General features: G+C 72.6%; 14 protein-coding genes and 1 pseudogene. 1 reads left to right on the top strand and 14 read right to left on the bottom strand.

Annotated features, from left to right (window positions below):
- Nucleotides 1–167: 167 nt before the first annotated feature.
- A complete protein-coding gene (gene tsf / locus OU787_RS22500) occupies nucleotides 168–1,007 on the bottom strand; it encodes a translation elongation factor Ts (protein ID WP_030458790.1) in 840 nt (279 codons plus the stop codon).
- Nucleotides 1,008–1,139: 132 nt separating this feature from the next.
- Nucleotides 1,140–2,009, bottom strand: a complete 870-nt coding sequence (gene rpsB / locus OU787_RS22495; protein ID WP_030458791.1) for a 30S ribosomal protein S2 — start codon at nucleotides 2,007–2,009, stop codon at nucleotides 1,140–1,142.
- Between the two features lie 801 nt (nucleotides 2,010–2,810).
- Here rpsB and OU787_RS22490 point away from each other — a divergent pair.
- Complete coding sequence (locus OU787_RS22490) at nucleotides 2,811–3,218, top strand: M23 family metallopeptidase (RefSeq protein WP_268660371.1); 408 nt, start codon at nucleotides 2,811–2,813, stop codon at nucleotides 3,216–3,218.
- Between the two features lie 184 nt (nucleotides 3,219–3,402).
- On the opposite strand, the pseudogene OU787_RS22485 reads toward OU787_RS22490, so the two are convergent.
- The 12 genes and pseudogenes from OU787_RS22485 to rplS form a co-directional block, all read right to left on the bottom strand.
- Nucleotides 3,403–3,975, bottom strand: a pseudogene (locus OU787_RS22485) (TetR/AcrR family transcriptional regulator); the annotation flags it as partial.
- Nucleotides 3,976–4,106: 131 nt separating this feature from the next.
- Nucleotides 4,107–5,900, bottom strand: coding sequence for an RNA polymerase sigma factor WhiG (gene whiG, locus OU787_RS34615; protein ID WP_327059411.1), 1,794 nt, complete (start codon nucleotides 5,898–5,900; stop codon nucleotides 4,107–4,109).
- Nucleotides 5,901–6,381: 481 nt separating this feature from the next.
- Nucleotides 6,382–7,623 (bottom strand): DNA-processing protein DprA, encoded by a 1,242-nt coding sequence (gene dprA, locus OU787_RS22475; RefSeq protein ID WP_268660370.1) that lies wholly within the window; start codon nucleotides 7,621–7,623, stop codon nucleotides 6,382–6,384.
- Between the two features lie 437 nt (nucleotides 7,624–8,060).
- Complete coding sequence (locus tag OU787_RS22470) at nucleotides 8,061–9,728, bottom strand: YifB family Mg chelatase-like AAA ATPase (RefSeq protein ID WP_268660369.1); 1,668 nt, start codon at nucleotides 9,726–9,728, stop codon at nucleotides 8,061–8,063.
- A complete protein-coding gene (locus OU787_RS22465) occupies nucleotides 9,729–10,199 on the bottom strand; it encodes a YraN family protein (RefSeq protein ID WP_369794916.1) in 471 nt (156 codons plus the stop codon).
- Nucleotides 10,200–10,475: 276 nt separating this feature from the next.
- Nucleotides 10,476–10,802 (bottom strand): DUF2469 domain-containing protein, encoded by a 327-nt coding sequence (locus OU787_RS22460; RefSeq protein WP_030458804.1) that lies wholly within the window; start codon nucleotides 10,800–10,802, stop codon nucleotides 10,476–10,478.
- Between the two features lie 56 nt (nucleotides 10,803–10,858).
- Entirely contained in the window at nucleotides 10,859–11,332 is a 474-nt protein-coding gene (locus OU787_RS22455; RefSeq protein WP_268660368.1) for an NUDIX hydrolase, read from the bottom strand.
- 82 nt (nucleotides 11,333–11,414) lie between these two features.
- Entirely contained in the window at nucleotides 11,415–12,155 is a 741-nt protein-coding gene (lepB, locus tag OU787_RS22450; protein WP_268660367.1) for a signal peptidase I, read from the bottom strand.
- A 167-nt stretch (nucleotides 12,156–12,322) separates the two neighbouring features.
- A complete protein-coding gene (gene lepB / locus OU787_RS22445; RefSeq protein ID WP_030458807.1) occupies nucleotides 12,323–13,237 on the bottom strand; it encodes a signal peptidase I in 915 nt (304 codons plus the stop codon).
- Nucleotides 13,238–13,441: 204 nt separating this feature from the next.
- Nucleotides 13,442–14,422, bottom strand: coding sequence for a signal peptidase I (gene lepB, locus OU787_RS22440; protein ID WP_051816674.1), 981 nt, complete (start codon nucleotides 14,420–14,422; stop codon nucleotides 13,442–13,444).
- Between the two features lie 139 nt (nucleotides 14,423–14,561).
- Entirely contained in the window at nucleotides 14,562–15,461 is a 900-nt protein-coding gene (gene lepB / locus OU787_RS22435; protein WP_030458809.1) for a signal peptidase I, read from the bottom strand.
- Between the two features lie 65 nt (nucleotides 15,462–15,526).
- Nucleotides 15,527–15,877: a 50S ribosomal protein L19 gene (gene rplS, locus OU787_RS22430; RefSeq protein ID WP_030458810.1), complete on the bottom strand. Its 351-nt coding sequence runs from the start codon at nucleotides 15,875–15,877 to the stop codon at nucleotides 15,527–15,529.
- Between the last annotated feature and the right edge of the window lie 19 nt (nucleotides 15,878–15,896).

Raw genomic sequence — 15,896 nt, 5'->3', positions numbered from 1 at the left:
CCTGCACGGCAATGGCCTCCTCGTCGTTCATGGTGCCGGCGCCGCTCCCCCGGGGGTGCTGGGGGGCTCGTCGGCTCGCTCCTCCGTCCTCGCGGACGGGGGCGGTCCTCCTACTTTATGTCCGGCACGGAGCCTGGAGGGGCGGGACGGACCGCGGGGAACGGGTCTCAGGCGCCGACGCGGAAGCGGACGAAGCGCTTGAGGGTGACGCCGGCCTCGTCGAGGACCTTGGCGACGGTCTTCTTGTTGTCCTTGGCGAACGCCTGCTCGAGAACGGCGTTCTCCTTGACGAAGCCGGTGACCCGGCCCTCGACGATCTTCGGCAGGGCGGCCTCGGGCTTGCCCTCCTCGCGGGCGGTGGCCTCGGCGACGCGGCGCTCGTTCTCGAGCTCCTCGGCCGGGATCTCCTCGCGGGAGAGGTACTTCGGCGCGAAGGCGGCGATGTGCTGGGCGACGTCCTTGGCGGTGTCGGCGTTCTCCTGGTCGAGCTCGACGAGGACACCGATGGTCGGCGGGAGGTCCGGGTCCGACTTGTGCATGTAGACGCCGACGAAGCCGTCGTTGTCGAACTGCGCGAAGCGGCGGAACACGATCTTCTCACCGAGGGTCGCGTTGGCCTCGTCCACGAACTGCTGGACGGTCTGGCCCGGGGCGATCTCGGAGGCCAGGGCGGCCTCCAGGTCGGCCGGGGAGGTGGCGGCCACGTGGGCGGCGATCGCGTTGGCGACCTCGACGAACTTGCCGCCCTTGGCGACGAAGTCGGTCTCGCAGTTCAGCTCGACCAGGACGCCGGACTTCTTGTCCTCGGCGATCAGCGCGGCGACGGCGCCGTTGGAGGCGTCGCGGCCCTCGCGCTTGGCAACGCCCTTCTGGCCCTTGATGCGCAGGAGCTCGACGGCCTTCTGGACGTCGCCCTCGGCCTCGTCCAGGGCCTTCTTGCAGTCCATCATGCCGGCGCCGGTGAGCTCACGGAGCTTCTTGACGTCCGCGGCGGTGAAGTTCGCCATGGTTGTGATCTCTTCTCACGTCTCGCGTGTCTGCGTGGGAAAGTGCCGGGGCCCGGGGTGCGGACCCCCGGCACGGGAGAGAGGGGCACCCACCGGCTCAGCCCGGCCGGTGCCCCTCACCCTGGTGGTGCGTCAGGCCTGCTCGGCCTCGGCGGCCGGAGCCTCGGCAGCGGCCTCGGCCGGGGCCTCGGTGGCGGCAGCCTCAGCGGCGGGGGCCTCGGCGGCCTTCTCGCCCTCGAGGATCTCCTTCTCCCAGGCGGCCAGCGGCTGGTCGGCGCCCGGCTCGGCCTTGGTGTCGCCCTTGGCGACACCGGCGCGGGACTTCAGGCCCTCGGCGACGGCGTCGGCGATCACGCGGGTCAGCAGGGTGACGGAGCGGATGGCGTCGTCGTTGCCCGGGATCTTGTAGTCGACCTCGTCCGGGTCGCAGTTGGTGTCGAGGATGGCGACGACCGGGATGTTGAGCTTCCGGGCCTCGCCGACCGCGATGTGCTCCTTCTTGGTGTCCACGATCCAGACGGCGCTGGGCACGCGCTGCATGTCGCGGATACCGCCGAGGGTCTTCTCCAGCTTGTCGTACTCGCGCTGGAGGACCAGGAGCTCCTTCTTGGTGAGGCCGGAGCCGGCCACGTCCGTGAAGTCGATCTCGCCGAGCTCCTTGAGGCGCTGCAGGCGCTTGTAGACGGTCGAGAAGTTGGTCAGCATGCCGCCCAGCCAGCGCTGGTTGACGTACGGCATGCCCACGCGGGTCGCCTGCTCGGCGATGGCCTCCTGGGCCTGCTTCTTGGTGCCGACGAAGAGGACGCTGCCGCCGTGGGCAACGGTCTCCTTGACGAACTCGAAGGCGCGGTCGATGTAGTTCAGCGACTGCAGGAGGTCGATGATGTAGATGCCGTTGCGCTCCGTGAAGATGAAGCGCTTCATCTTCGGGTTCCAACGACGGGTCTGGTGACCGAAGTGGACGCCGCTCTCCAGCAGCTCCCGCATCGTGACGACGGCCATGTGCCGTGCTCCTCGTGTGTTGCCCGGCGCGCCGTGGGGGCAGTCGCGCCCTGCGGGGTGCCGGGGTACTCGGTTTTGTCCGTGCCGGTCGGGCGACCGTCACGCCTGACGCCCCGACGTGCCAAGCCGCCCGGCCTGCGCGAGGCTTGCGGCCTCGGCGGGCTCGGCGGACCGAGCGGCACTCGCACCGTCACGGCCGCTCCCCCGAGGGGGGCGGGCCGCCGGTGGCGGGGCGTGCGAAGTCGACCCGGCAGACCGGGTCGCGTGTGAAGTGTACGGGAAGCCCCGAGCGGCGGGCGACTCCCGGCGCTCCCGCCACCCTGTTCAGCGCCGTCCCGCCCGGCCCGCCGCCCACCGTTCACTCCTGCGGGGGACGGCAGTTGTCCACAGCCCCCGGTCTGTCCACAGGCCCCGAATCCGACGCGCGCGACGGACCGCGCCGGCCCCACCCTGGTGACCCGCCCCGGCGGACGGGGCGGCGCGACGGCGTGCGGGCTGCGGCCGTGCTGCGGGTCTCGACGGGTTCGGAGGTGCGGTGTGTACGGGCGGGATGGCTCGACGGGGTGGCGGTGCCGGTGGAGGCCGGGGCTGGTGCCGGGGCTGGCGTTGGCGTTGGCGCTGGCGTTCGCGTTGGTATCGGTGGTGGCGCTCGGTGGGTTGGCGCCGGCGTCGGCCGGGGCCCTTCCGACCGGGGCCCTTGCGACCGGGGCTCTTCCGGTCGATGCCCTTGCGATGAGGGCCGCCCCGGTGGTGCGTTCCCTCGCCGTGGAACCGGGGCCCGGGCGGGGGCGGGTGTGGCCGGTGGGCGGCCGGGCTGGGCTGCTGCGGCGGTTCGACCCACCGCCCTCGCGCTGGGCCGCGGGGCACCGCGGCGTGGACCTGGCGGCCGCGCCGGGCACGGTGGTGCGGGCGGCGGCGCCCGGGGTGGTGACCTTCGCCGGGCAGGTGGCCGGACGCCCGGTGGTCGTGGTGACCCACCCGGGTTCGGGCACTCCCCCGCTGCGGACCACCTACCTGCCGGTGGCGGGCTCCGCTCCGGTCGGCACGGGCGTCGCGGCGGGCGACCCGATCGGGGCGGTGACCGCCGACTCCGGACACTGCCCGGTCCACTGCCTGCACTGGGGCCTGCTCCGCGGCGACCGCTACCTCGACCCACTCGCCCTGCTCGGCTCCGGCCGGGCCCGGCTGCTACCGCTCGGCCCGCCCTGACGCCCGGTCAGCTCCCGTCCGGCTCCGGCTGCTCGTCCGCACCGTTGGCGCGGTCCGTACCGCCGGGACGGTCGGTGCCGCCGGGGCGGTCGGTGCCGCTGGAACGGTGGGGGTCGCCTGGCCGGTCGGGGCGGTCGTCCGCCTGCGTCTGCGCCTGCGACTGCCCCGGCTGGGGGCCGCCCTGGCGCAGGCCGTCGAGGGCGAAGCGCACCGCGGCGTCGGCGATCTCCCGGACGGCCGCGACTCCGGCGGTACCGTCCTCGCCGCGGGCCCGTTCGATCTGGCGGACCGCCGCTTCCACCACGCCCTGGAGCAGCGCCGCCGCGACACCGGGCCGGCCGTGGCCGAGTTCCTCCAGGGTGCGCACCACCATCGCGGTCAGTCCGGAGTGGGCCGCCCGGATCCTGGACCGCGCGGCGTCGTCGAGTTCGTACTCGGCGACGGCCACCACGGCGCGGTGCACCGGGTCGGTGGCCAGCGCCACCTGGCCGCGGACGTACGCCTCGATCCGCTCGGCCGCACTGTCGCAGACCGCCATGCCGGCCTCGATCTCGGCCGCCCAGAGCGGGAGGTCGACCGTGCAGAGCGCTTCCACCAGTTCGGACTTGGAGCGGAAGTACTCGTACACCGAGGAGCGCGCGAGACCGGCGCGCGCCGCGAGCGCGCCGAAGCTCAGCGCCTCCCGGCCGCCCTCGGCCAGCAGGACGCGCGCGGCCTGCAGCAGCGCTGCCCGCTGCAACTGTCGATGCTCGGCCACCGTGGCCGCCCGGATTTTCGGCACTCCCCAACTGTACGGACGCTGACGGCAGGTGGACACGACATCACGCGTCCACCAGCCACCACGCGCCGCGCTGCACCTGTCCTCCGGTCGCCCGCACCTGCCGCCGCTCACCGGGCATCGGACATCTTCGCCCGCAGCTGCAGCACCGATTTGGTGTGGATCTGGCTGACCCGGCTCTCCGTCACCCCGAGCACCTGGCCGATCTCCGCCAGCGTCAGGCCTTCGTAGTAGTAGAGCGTCACGACGGTCTTCTCCCGTTCGGGCAGGGTGTTGACCGCCGAGGCGAGCAACCGCCGGAGTTCGCGGTCCTCGGCGATCTCGACCGGGTTGTCCGCACCGCTGTCCGGCAGCGTCTCCATCAGGGTGAGCCGGTCGCCGCCCTCACCCGCCGAGTGCAGCAGTTCGTCCAGCGCCACCACGTTGGCGAGCGACAACTGGCTGAAAATGGTGTGCAGGTCGTCGAGCGGGATGCCCATCTCGGCCGCCACCTCGGGGTCGTGCGGAGTCCGCCGCAGCCGGGCCTCCAACGTGGCGTAGGCCCGCTCGACCGCCTTGGCCTTCTGGCGCACCGACCTGGGGATCCAGTCCAGCGCCCGCAGTTCGTCGATGATCGCACCGCGGATCCGGCTGATCGCATAGGTCTCGAACTTGATCGCCCGGTCGATGTCGAACTTCTCGATGGCGTCGATCAGCCCGAACACCCCGGAGGAGACGAAGTCCGCCTGCTCCACATTGGCCGGCAGCCCGACCCCGACCCGGCCCGCCACGTACTTCACCAGCGGCGAGTAGTGCAGGATCAACTGGTCCCGGAGCCCGTGGTCCCCGGTCTCCTTGTACGAGCGCCACAGCGCCTGCAGCGCGGACTGGTCGGTGTCCTTCGCCCGGTCGCCGCCCTTTCCGCCCTCGTCCGCCGCACCGCTGCGCGCACCTGGTGCGGGGGACGGCGCGGGCACCGTCGCTCCGGCTCGCGCACCCGCCTCCGCGCCGTCATCCGCGCCGGTCCGTCCGCTCGACGGACCCGACGCATCCGATGAGCCCGATGCACCGGAGGTACCCGGCGCGCCCCGCCGGCCATCGGTCCTCACGGACGCCTTCTCGCCCTGCTTCGCCACCACCGGGGCTTCGGCTCCGCCAGGAACCTCCGTCCCGGTCGGCGCCGCGGCGCCGACCGACGTCTCCGCCGCGGTGGGAGCCGAGGCCGGGCCCGGAACGGTGGCCGGGGCGGGCACCGGCACCGACGGTGGTGCACCTGGCCCGGCGCTCGGGCCCTCACCGGGGTTCCGGACCGAAGGCTCCGGCGAGCGCGCGGGCGGCGGGCCGCCCGCCTGCCTGCGGAGTTGGGCGCTCCGGGCGGAGGACTCCTTCGCCTTCGCCCGGGCCCCCCGCTTGGCCTGACCTCGTACCGGGCGCCCGGCGGAGGGCGGAGTCGAGGCCGGGGACGGAGCCGGGGGCTCGGCGGTGGCCGGACCGGGCCGCGGCCGGTCACCGCCCGACCCACCGCTGCTCCGATCGCCGTTGCCGGCCTGACCGGCCCCGCCCTGGCCACCGACCTTGGCCCCACCGGCCTTGGTACCGACCGCACCGGTACCGCCGATTCGAGCGCCGCCGGCTCTGGCCGGCCCGGCCGGCCGAACGCCCGTGCCGGTGTTCGTACCGGTGTCCTCTTCTCCGCGCGGCCGCGATGTCGCCACCGCGACGGGCTGTGTCGCCTGTGGGCAGGGCAGCACCTGACCGGTCCGGTCGGCCGGTGGACGTGCCGGAGTCGGCCGGGCGGTGGGCCCCGGCGGGGCCGACCGGGCTGCGGGCCCGGGCGGAGCCGGTGGACGCGGGAGGGGCGAGGACGGGACGGGACGGGTCTGGGACTGTGGGGCCGCGGTCGGGGTGTTGCCCGGCCTCGTCATTCCCACGACTCCCGAGGACCTGACCCGCAGTTCCGCGGCGTTGTGGGTCTCGGCCCCCGTCCCGTCCGGGGACCGACCGTCACCGGTCATCCTGTGTCCGGGAATGTGAGTGGGCATGCGTTGGTCTGCGCCGTTCTGCCGAGTCATGTGCTGATAGGGACGCCATACGCGAGCGTAGCGTGACCGAGTCGCTGCACAGTGCTACCGCCACTCGGGCGTCGCCCGATCCGGTGGCAGCAAAGGGCACCATCGGCGCGTCGCGGACAGCCCCCGACCCGTCCCGGGTGCTCCCGCCTGACCGACCCGCCGACCAGCACGGACCTGCGCGCCGACTCCGAGCGCCCCGGGCCCGGACCTTCGTCGCGGCGCCCGACCGATTCTTCCGCCCTGTCATCGTCCCCCAACTCGCCCTGCACCACCTCCTGTTGACCGGTTGACCCGTTCGGAACCCTTCAGCCTGTCCGGCTCTGACCGAATGCGATCACTTGCGGCGCACCAGCCTCCAGTGCGCTCCGTGCCGCTCGACGAAACCGAGCGAACTCAGTTCGTGGAGGTGTTGGACGGTCGCGGCCTCTGAGAGCGCCGCGTAGTGGGCGAGCCGTTGGACCGGCGCGCCGTCCGCGCTCGCCGGCACGGCTTCCAGCACTCGGGCCACCGGCGGCTCCAGCGCGTCCCTCGGCAGGATCGGCCCGACCCGCTCCGGCGCTAGGTCGGCTCCGATCGCGCCGATCAACTCGCCCACCTCGGCACCACTGGTGACCATGGTGGCCGCCCCGCTCCTGATCAGGGTGTGCACGCCCGCCGAGAGTTCGGAGGTGATCGGGCCGGGGATGCCCATGGTGTGCCGGTTGAGGTCCCGGGCCCGCCGGGCGGTGCTGAGTGCGCCGCTGCGCGGCGCGGCCTCGACCACCACCGTGCCGCGGGTGAGCGCCGCTATCACCCGGTTCCGCAGCACGAACCTGAACCGGGTCGGGTTCATCCCGAGTGCCAGTTCGCTCACCAGCAGCCCGTCCCGGCCGATCCGCTCGATCAGTGACTCGTTCCCGCGCGGGTAGCAGATGTCGACGCCGCTGGCGAGCACGGCGATCGTCATTCCGTTGACCGCGAGCGCCCCGAGGTGCGCGGCGGTGTCCACCCCGTAGGCCGCGCCGGACACCACCACCCAGCCGCGCTCGGCCAGTTCGGAGCCGAGCTGACCGGCGACGTGCCGCCCGTACGCGGTGCAGGCCCTCGCTCCGACGACGGCCACGGACCGCAGAGCGAGCAGGCGGAGGGACGGCAGCCGCTGCGTCGGCAGGCCCCGGATCCACAGCCCGATCGGGCGGCTGTCGCCGAGGTCGTCGAGCTGAGAGGGCCACTCGCTGTCGCCCGGAATGATGAACTTCCCACCGAGCTTGGTGATCCGCTCCAGGTCGGTGGCCGGGTTGAACTTTCGCAGCCTCTCCTGGTAGGCGGTGATCCGGTCGGTCCCGAGCCCCAGCCTGCTCGCTGGCGCCCCCTCGTAGAACCCCTGCAACAGCCCGACCACGCCCAGCCGTTGGACCGCTCGGCCGATCGCGGCGTCGCCCGGCTCGATCAGCCTGGTGAGCGCCGCCCGGGCGATCCGCTCGGGCTCGGGCGGATCTGGCGGGGCCACCGGCGCGGCCCAGCCCGTGGGCCGGATCGTCCGGTGCTCGACCCGTGCCGCCCCGGTCGGGAGGAGGCGGTCGGGAGCCGCGGCCACCGTCGCGCGGTGTACCGCCGGTGGCCCGCCGCCCTGGATCAGGTGTCGGAGCCGCTCGTTTCCGCCGCGCGCCACCCGAGTGTCAGCCTGGTCGGCCGCATCGGGCGGACGTGGCGGGCACGACCGGCCCGGTGGGCCGGACGGCTCCGGACCGTCCGGGAGTTGGCAGCGATCGCCCCCGCCCGGCCGTACGGTGCCAGGCCTGCGCGTGCCGGTACACGGCACGCGCCGGTCGGTTGCCGGTGCCTGCGGTGGGGCGGCGGGAAGGCCGGTGCGGTTGAGAGGCGCGGGGTACCAGGTCATTGACGCTCCTTCTGCTACTGCGGCCTGCCCGTCCGGCGGTGGAGGGGATGTCTCCCACCTGGACCGCGACCAGGTCGAACAGGGCTGGGCCATTCAGCCGTTGGGCTGTTGAGGGTGTCGGGAGGTGGGGGCGGTCAGAACTCGCCGCCCGAGTCGGTGTCCCTGTCGGCGTCCTCGTACGGGTAGCGCGGGGCGTTCCTGCGGTCCGTCGGGCGGAGGACGCGCCGCACCCCGGTGCGGAGGGTGAGCGCGGTCTGGATGTCGGACCGGTTCGGGCAGTTCCGGCCGGCCAGGTCGGCGACCGTCCAGGCCACCCGTAGGACGCGGTCGAGGCCGCGTGCGGTGAGCAGGCCCCGGTCGAGGTCACGTTCGGCGTCGGCCAGCGATCCGGGTGCGAGCTGCCAGCGCGTGCGCAGTTCGTGCCCGGGCACTTCGGCGTTGGTCCGCCACGGGGTGTCGGCGAGGCGAGCGGCGGCCCGTGCCCGGGCCTCCCGCACGCGTGCGGCGACCGTCGCCGTGCTCTCGGCCTTTCCGCCTTGCTGCATCAGTTCGGCCTTGGTGACCCCGGCAACCTGCACCTGGAGGTCCACCCGGTCCAGCAGCGGGCCGGACAGCCGTGCTTGGTAGCGGTTGACCATGACGGGTGTGCATTCGCACCCTTCTCCTCTCAGTGAATAGCGGCCGCAGGGGCAGGGGTTGGCGGCCAGGCAGAGCAGGAAGCGGGCGGGCAGCCGCATCGAGCCTGCGGCTCTGGCGATCATCACCTCCCCCGATTCCAGGGGTTGGCGCAGTGCGTCGAGGACCCGGACCGGGAATTCGGGTGCCTCGTCGAGGAACAGCACGCCGCGGTGGGCGAGGGAGACGGCTCCGGGCCTGGGCAGTCCCGTTCCGCCGCCGACGATGGCGGGCATGGTCGTCGAGTGGTGCGGCGCGCAGTAGGGCGGGGTGTCGATCAGCGGGCGGTCGGGTGGGAGCAGGCCGGCCACGGAGTGGATCGCGGTCACTTCGAGGGCTTCGCTGGGGGTGAGCGGGGGGAGCAGGGCCGGGAGCCGTTCGGCCAGCATCGTCTTGCCGGCGCCCGGCGGGCCCTTCAGGTAGAGGTGGTGTCCGCCTGCTGCAGCGATCTCCAGGGCTTGGCGGGCCTCGTCCTGCCCGGCCACGTCGGCGAGGTCGGGTCGGACGGCCTGGTCCGAGGTGAGGTCGCGGACGCCGAGGCCGGGGAGCAGCAGCCCAGCGAAGGAGGAGTCGGGACGGCCGGTGGACGGGTCCGGTGGCTCGTCGGGGACGGGTGCGTTGGTGAGGATCGCGATGAGCTGGCGCAGGCTGCGCACTCCGAGGACGGAGACGCCGGGCACCAGTTTCGCTTCGGCGGCGGTCTGCTCGGCGACCACGATCTGCCGGTAGCCGGCGTCGGCCGCCGCCAGGACCGCGGGCAGGACTCCGCGCACCGGGCGTACGCGACCGTCCAGTCCGAGCTCTCCGATGATCAGCATGCCGTCGATCGACGCGGGGTCGAGCCGTTCGGCGGCCGCCAGGACGGCGCAGGCCACGGCCAGGTCGTACCCGCTGCCGCTCTTGGGTACGGAGGCCGGGGTGAGGCCCACGGTGAGTTTTCGCAGCGGCCACTTCTCCCCGCTGTTGGAGACGGCGGCGCGGACCCGGTCGCGGGCTTCCAGGAGGGCCTTGTCGGCGAGGCCCACCAGGCTGAAGGCGGCGAGTCCGGGTTCGAGGTCGGCTTGGACCTCGACCACGACGCCGTCCACGCCGACCAGGGCGACCGAGCAGGTGCGGGCGAATGCCATTCAGACCGCCCCGCGCAGGTGCTCGACCGCGGCGGCGCCCCGGCGGGGGTTGACCACGGCGACCAGGTCGATGCGGACGCCGCCGGGCGGCGGCGGGGCCGGCCCGCCGCTCTCCGCGTCGGGTTGCGGATCGACGCCCCCGGCCCGTTCGGCGGCGAGCACGAGTTGGGAGAAGTGCACCGGCCAGCGTTCGGCGAGCCACCGTTCGGCGAGGTGGCGCAGCCGGTCGGCCTTGGTCTGGTCGATCGCCTCGGCGGGCTGCTGGAAGCCCCACTCGGAGCGGGTCTTCACTTCGCAGATCGCCAGGGTGTCCCCGTCGAGCGCGACGATGTCGAGCTCGCCGTCGGCGCAGCGCCAGTTGCGTTCCAAAATGCACAGGCCGCCCTCCGTGAGTCGGCGGGCGGCGACCTCCTCGCCGTAGCGTCCGAGGCCGTTGGTGGAAATCTTGTTGGGGTTCTGCACGGCAATCACCTCCGGTCGGAAGGTTGCCGTCAGGCGCCGAGGGCGGGCCAGCGGAATCGTCAGGCCTGTGGATAACCCGGACCTGTGGATAACTTGGTTCACCCGTTCGAGCGACAAATCGAAAAATGCGCTGGACAGTGCTCGATCAGCGCAGTCAATCTCGGTGGCCCGGGCACCGTCGCAGCTCACGGAGGTGCGGCAGCCCCGGCAGGAGGGCACGGTCGGCCGTGCCGTTCCCGCCGGGCACCCGGCCCGCCGGAAACCGATCGCCCGGTCGCGGGGCGGTCAGTTACCGAAGGCGGAGTCGTCCGAGGGCAGCTCGAGGTCGCTCTTGGCCAGCTCCTCGATGTTCACGTCCTTGAACGTCAGCACGCGGACCTTCCGAACGAACCGGGCCGGTCGGTACATGTCCCAGACCCACGCATCCGCCATCGACACTTCGAAGAACACCTCGCCCTGCACCGAGTGCACCTGGAGGTCGTAGTCGTTCGTCAGATAGAAGCGCCGCTCGGTCTCAATCACGTACTTGAACAGGCCGACGACATCCCGGTACTCCCGGTAGAGCTTGAGCTCCATCTCGGTCTCGTACTTCTCGAGGTCTTCGGCACTCATTCCAAGCGTCCCCTCACTCGTCACGTCCACCCCATTGTGGACCACCGGGCCCGTGCTCAGAGCCTTACTGGCCGTTCTGGCGGTCCTTCCGTCAGAACCCGTGCCACCAGTTCGACCAGTCCGCGGGGGTGGACGGTCTCCCCCGTGGTCCTCAACTCCCCCACCGTCCACCAGCGGACGGCCAGCAGCAGCGCGTGTTCGTCCGCTCCGCCCTCCGTCAGTGACACCGCGGTCCTGGTGGTGCGGGCCAGTCGGAACCACTGCTCCTGTCGATACTCCCTGCCCCGGAAGGAGAACTCCGCCGTGCCGTACGCGACCAGCGGTCCCCAGTCCACGTCCGTCAGCCCGATCTCCTCGGCCAGCTCGCGCCGGGCCGCCTCGGCCGGGCTCTCGCCCGGTTCGATGCCGCCGCCGGGTGTGATCCACCAGGTGGTCCCGGGTTCGGCCGGGTCCGTCCCGTGCAGCAGCAGGACGCGGTCGTCCGGGTCCAACAGCAGCACCCGGACGGCCCGGCGATGCTCGACCACCATCTGGTTCAGCTCCGTCCTGAAGCGCTGGGCTCGTCTCCTGGCCAGTGCCGATGCCGGGGGCGGTGCGCCTCCGGCCCCGGGATCAGGCCCTCCGCCGCCGCAGCCGCCCGGCCAGCGAGACCACCCAGCCGACTGCGGAGGCGACCACGATCAGCACCGCGCCGACGACCGCCGTCCACGCGGCGGGCACCAGCGGGCCGGGGTGGTGCGCACCCGGTGCGCCCAGTTCGTCGAAGGCCGTGGTGCGCTGCTTCAGCCCGGCCTGGGACAGCGGCTGGATCACCGCTTCGACCTTCGCCTTCACCTCGGAGGCTGGCACCGAGCCGAACGCCACGTCGAGGTGGCTGCGCGAGTCCAGGGAGTTCCCCCGGAAGTCGCCGAGCAGGAACAACCGCCCCTCGGGCACGGTGATCGAGAACTCGGTCGTGTTCATCGCCGCAGGGGTCAGGTAGGGCTCGGACACCTGGTGCCCGTTGACGGCGATCCGCCCGTCGCGGCCGCCGGAGACGGTGTCGCCGCCGACCGCGACCACGCGCTTGACCAAGGTCGCGCTGCCCCAGTCCGGGTCCTGGAAGACCACGATGTCACCGCGGCCGGCGGATCCGCCGGTCCGGGCCAGGACGGTGTCGCCGACCCTCAGGGTCGGGCTCATCGAACCGGTCGGGATCTTGTAGGGCCGGTACTGGAGGGCCAGCGTCCCGAAGCCGCCGACCAGCATCACGAAGCCGAGCGCGATCACCACGCCCTGCGCGATCGACCCGGCGCTCCGGCGGCGGGCCGGCCCGGCCTCGGTGCGCGGGGTCTGCTCCGCGACGCTGCTCATCGGCTCCGCCCTCTCCTGGTGCTCGGGCGCTCCGGACGAGCGCTCGCGGCCGGTGCGCCGCCGGCCGTCCTGGTCCGGACAGCACTGCGGGCCGCGGCACGTGCGAGCAGATTACTCGCCAGTACCACGGCCCGCGCAAGAGGTCTTCCCGGCCGGCCGGTGTCCGGTCAGCGGCGGCGCCTGCGCACCCACCACACGGCGGGGACGGCGAGCGCCGTACCGGCCATCGCCGGAGCGAGCGGTCCGGCGGCCAGCCCCTTCTGGTCGAAGGTGTCCGGGACGGGCAGCGTCGCCCAGTCGCCGATCGGCCAGGCCACCACGAACGCGCGGCCCACCACGTTGCCGACCGGGACGGTTCCGCCGCCGGGCTGGTCCATGTGGTACCGCGAGTCCAGCGAGTTGCCGCGGTGGTCGCCCATCACCCAGATGGTGCCCTTGGGCACGTTCACCGGGCCGAAGGGCTTCTCCCCGCACGGGGTGTTGCCGGGGAAGATGTACGGCTCGTCGAGCGCGACGCCGTTCACCTTGACCGGGCCGGAGCCCTGGCACTCCACGGTGTCGCCGCCGACCGCGATGACCCGCTTGATCAGATCCTTCTCGTCGCTGGACGGCATCAGCCCGATGAAGCTGAACACGTCCTGCACGCCGCGGACGAAGGAGTTGTCGCTGCGCTGGGTCGGCTCGTCGTTCAGCCAGCCGCCCGGGTCCTTGAAGACCACCACCTCGCCGCGCTCCGGCTCCGAGCCGAACCAGGGAGTGAGCTTGTCGACCAGGACGCGGTCGCCGACCTGCAGCGTGTTCTCCATCGACCCCGAGGGAATCGAGAACGCCTGGACGAAGAAGGTCTTGATCACCAGGGCCAGGATCAGCGCGATGCCGATCAGGATCGGCAGTTCCTTCCAGAAGGAACGCTGCTTCGGTGCCTTCCTGGACGTCGCCGCCGAATCCCCGGTGGCTTCCGCCCCGTCCTCGGTGTCCCGGAGCTCCTCGCCGTCACCGGCGGGCAGCCCCTCCTGGTTGCCCACGGGTTCCCCGTCGGGCTCCGGAGCACCTGAGCGGGCACCGATCACCAGATCCCCCACGACATCTCCTCCCTGCTGTGCGGACGCCTGCGCGCCCGCGCTCACGAGTGCCGCACAGCGGGCACCACACTCTGCGATCGACCGAAAGCCCGCCTCTGGCTTGCCCTACTGGGGCAGGCCCGACACCAGGCCGGAACCGAGCACTTCACACTTCTCTATCACTACCGGTCGACGTGCCCGTGCTCCCACGCGCCGACCCGGATGTCAGTCGGCCACCGGCCCGCCCCTCCGGCGCGTTCTGCGGTGCCGGGTGAGGAGCGGAAGGACGCCCAACACACCCATAACGAGTGGGGGTTCCGCAGGAACCGGCTCAACGGCCGCCGATCCTGCTGTCCGCCCCGGAAGGGAGGAGAGTGAATCGGGAACGTCGAGTTGACCGAAGTGGGAGAGCGGCCAGGCCACCACGAACGCGCGTCCGACCACGTTCTCCACCGGGATCGTCCCGGAGCCCGGATTGCCCATGTGGTAGCGGGAGTCGGCGGACAGGTCGCGGTGGTCGCCCATCACCCAGAGCCGCCCCTGAGGGACCGTCACCTTGAAGGTGATCCGCGAGGGCGAGTTGCCGGCCGCGATGTACGGCTCGTCCAGCGGGGTGCCGTTCACGCTCACCCGGCCGTGCTCGTCGCAGCACTCCACGGTGTCGCCGCCGACGCCGATCACCCGCTTGATCAAGTCCCGCTCGTCGTCGGAGGGGAGCAGCCCCACCGCAGAGAACACCGACTTCACGTTCCGCAGCACGGGCCCGTCCGTGGACCGCTTGTGGTCGTTCTCCAGCCAGCCGCCCGGGTCCTTGAAGACCACCACCTCGCCGCGCTCCGGCTCGGCGCCGAACCACGGGGTCAGCTTGTCCACGACGACCCGGTCGCCGATCCGCAGGGTCTGTTCCATCGAACCGGAGGGGATCACGAACACCTGGATCAGGAACGTCTTCATCACCAGCGCGATGACCAGGGCCACCAGCACGATCACCGGCAGCTCGCGCAGGAACGAGCGCCGGCTGCGGCGCGCGGCGCGCTTGGCGCTGCGGCGGCGCTCGGCGCGGCCCCGGGCGGAGCGGCCACCCGCGTCGTCCGCACCGTTCCCGCCGCCGTCACCACCACTGCCCCCGGAGCGGCTGCCGCCGTGCTCCTCGCCGTCCACGTCCTCCGCTCCGTCCGCGGGGGGCGTTGCGGGGATCAGGTACACGGACCCGGGGTCGGCACCGGTTGCGAAGTCCGGTCCGAAACCAGGTCCGGAGCCGGGCTCGGAGTCAGGGCCGGAGGCGGTGCAGGAGGTGCGGCCCGGGTCCGCGGAGTCGGACGGGCCGTCGGCGGCGGTCCTGGGTCTACCTCTGCTCCCCATGGCCACCAGTCCCCTCAATCGCGGCGAACGCCGCCGGTCGGTCGAGGGAGGTGGCCCGGCCGAGGGGGAACATCACCCAGTCGGCGCGGCCGATCACCTTGTCCTCGGGCACGGCGCCTCCGCCGGGCTCGCCGAGGTGGTCACGGGAGTCGCGGGAGGCGCTGCGGTGGTCGCCCATCATCCACAACTTGCCGTCAGGAACCACGATGTCGAACGGTACCGCCGACGGGGCGTCGCCGGGGAGCAGATACGCGCTCTCGTCCAGCGGCACCCCGTTGACCTTGAGCCGGCCGTCGGTGCCGCAGCAGGTGATCCGGTCCCCGCCGACGCCGATCACCCGCTTCACGTAGACCGTGTCACCGGCCGGGGCGAGGCCCGCGCCGGTCAACAGCCGCTTCAGGCCGGACGGTTCGTCCTGGTACGGCAGGAAGGAGCCGATGCCGTCGAAGACCACTACGTCGCCCCGCTGCGGGTGCCCGCCGAAGGCGTACGCGAGCTGGTTGACCAGCACCCGGTCGCCCGGTCGCAGCGTCCCCTCCATCGAACCGGAGGGCACCGCGAACGGCCGGACCACGAAGGCGTTCACCACCAGCAGGACGACCACGCACACCGCCGCGATCCACAGCAGGTCGCGCGACCACCGCCGCCCGCCGCCGTGGTCGTCGTCAGCACCCGCCTCGCCCTCGGCGCCCCGGTCTCCCTCGGCGCCGACCTCACCGTCCGGGCTCGGGCTCGGGCCGGAAACGGCGACGGTGGCCGTTCCGGGGGCTCCAGGAGCTCCCGGGGTTCCGGAGGCGGAAACGGCGGCGGACCGCGACGGCGAGTCCGCACCCGTGGGTGCGGGACTGCCGTCGCGGTCCGTCGGTGGCTCGTGCGTGCTCATCGGGGGTGAGCTTATCCCCCCGGTCTACACCGGTTGGAGGGCCAACCCCGATTGAGCCTGCGCGATCACGCGTCGCGCTTCTCCTTGATCTTCGCGGCCTTGCCGCGGAGGTCGCGCAGGTAGTACAGCTTGGCGCGGCGGACCGCACCGCGGGTCACGACCTCGATCTTCTCGACGACCGGGGTGTGCACCGGGAAGGTGCGCTCGACGCCGACGTTGAAGCTGACCTTGCGGACGGTGAAGGTCTCACCGATGCCCGCACCGTGGCGGCGGATGACGACGCCCTGGAAGACCTGGACGCGCGAGCGGTTGCCTTCGATGACTCGGACGTGCACCTTGAGGGTGTCGCCGGGGCGGAAGGCGGGGATGTCGGTGCGCAGCGAGGCCGCGTCGACAGCAGCGAGCTTGTTGCTCATCGTTGCTCTCCATCGCAGG

The organism is Kitasatospora sp. YST-16, assembly GCF_026802215.1.
Taxonomy (GTDB): Bacteria; Actinomycetota; Actinomycetes; order Streptomycetales; family Streptomycetaceae; genus Kitasatospora; species Kitasatospora cineracea.
Note: the sequence above shows the minus strand (reverse complement) of the source record. Positions and strands in the feature narration are given on the sequence as shown.

Bases quoted from the DNA above. Each gene is read 5' to 3' on its own strand.
- rpsB (WP_030458791.1), bottom strand. From the start codon at position 2,009: ATGGCCGTCGTCACGATGCGGGAGCTGCTGGAGAGCGGCGTCCACTTC.
- lepB (WP_030458809.1), bottom strand. From the start codon at position 15,461: ATGAGCACGCACGAGCCACCGACGGACCGCGACGGCAGTCCCGCACCC.
- lepB (WP_268660367.1), bottom strand. From the start codon at position 12,155: ATGAGCAGCGTCGCGGAGCAGACCCCGCGCACCGAGGCCGGGCCGGCC.
- rplS (WP_030458810.1), bottom strand. From the start codon at position 15,877: ATGAGCAACAAGCTCGCTGCTGTCGACGCGGCCTCGCTGCGCACCGAC.
- OU787_RS22460 (WP_030458804.1), bottom strand. From the start codon at position 10,802: ATGAGTGCCGAAGACCTCGAGAAGTACGAGACCGAGATGGAGCTCAAG.
- whiG (WP_327059411.1), bottom strand. From the start codon at position 5,900: ATGACGAGGCCGGGCAACACCCCGACCGCGGCCCCACAGTCCCAGACC.
- tsf (WP_030458790.1), bottom strand. From the start codon at position 1,007: ATGGCGAACTTCACCGCCGCGGACGTCAAGAAGCTCCGTGAGCTCACC.
- OU787_RS22455 (WP_268660368.1), bottom strand. From the start codon at position 11,332: ATGGTGGTCGAGCATCGCCGGGCCGTCCGGGTGCTGCTGTTGGACCCG.
- OU787_RS22470 (WP_268660369.1), bottom strand. From the start codon at position 9,728: ATGGCATTCGCCCGCACCTGCTCGGTCGCCCTGGTCGGCGTGGACGGC.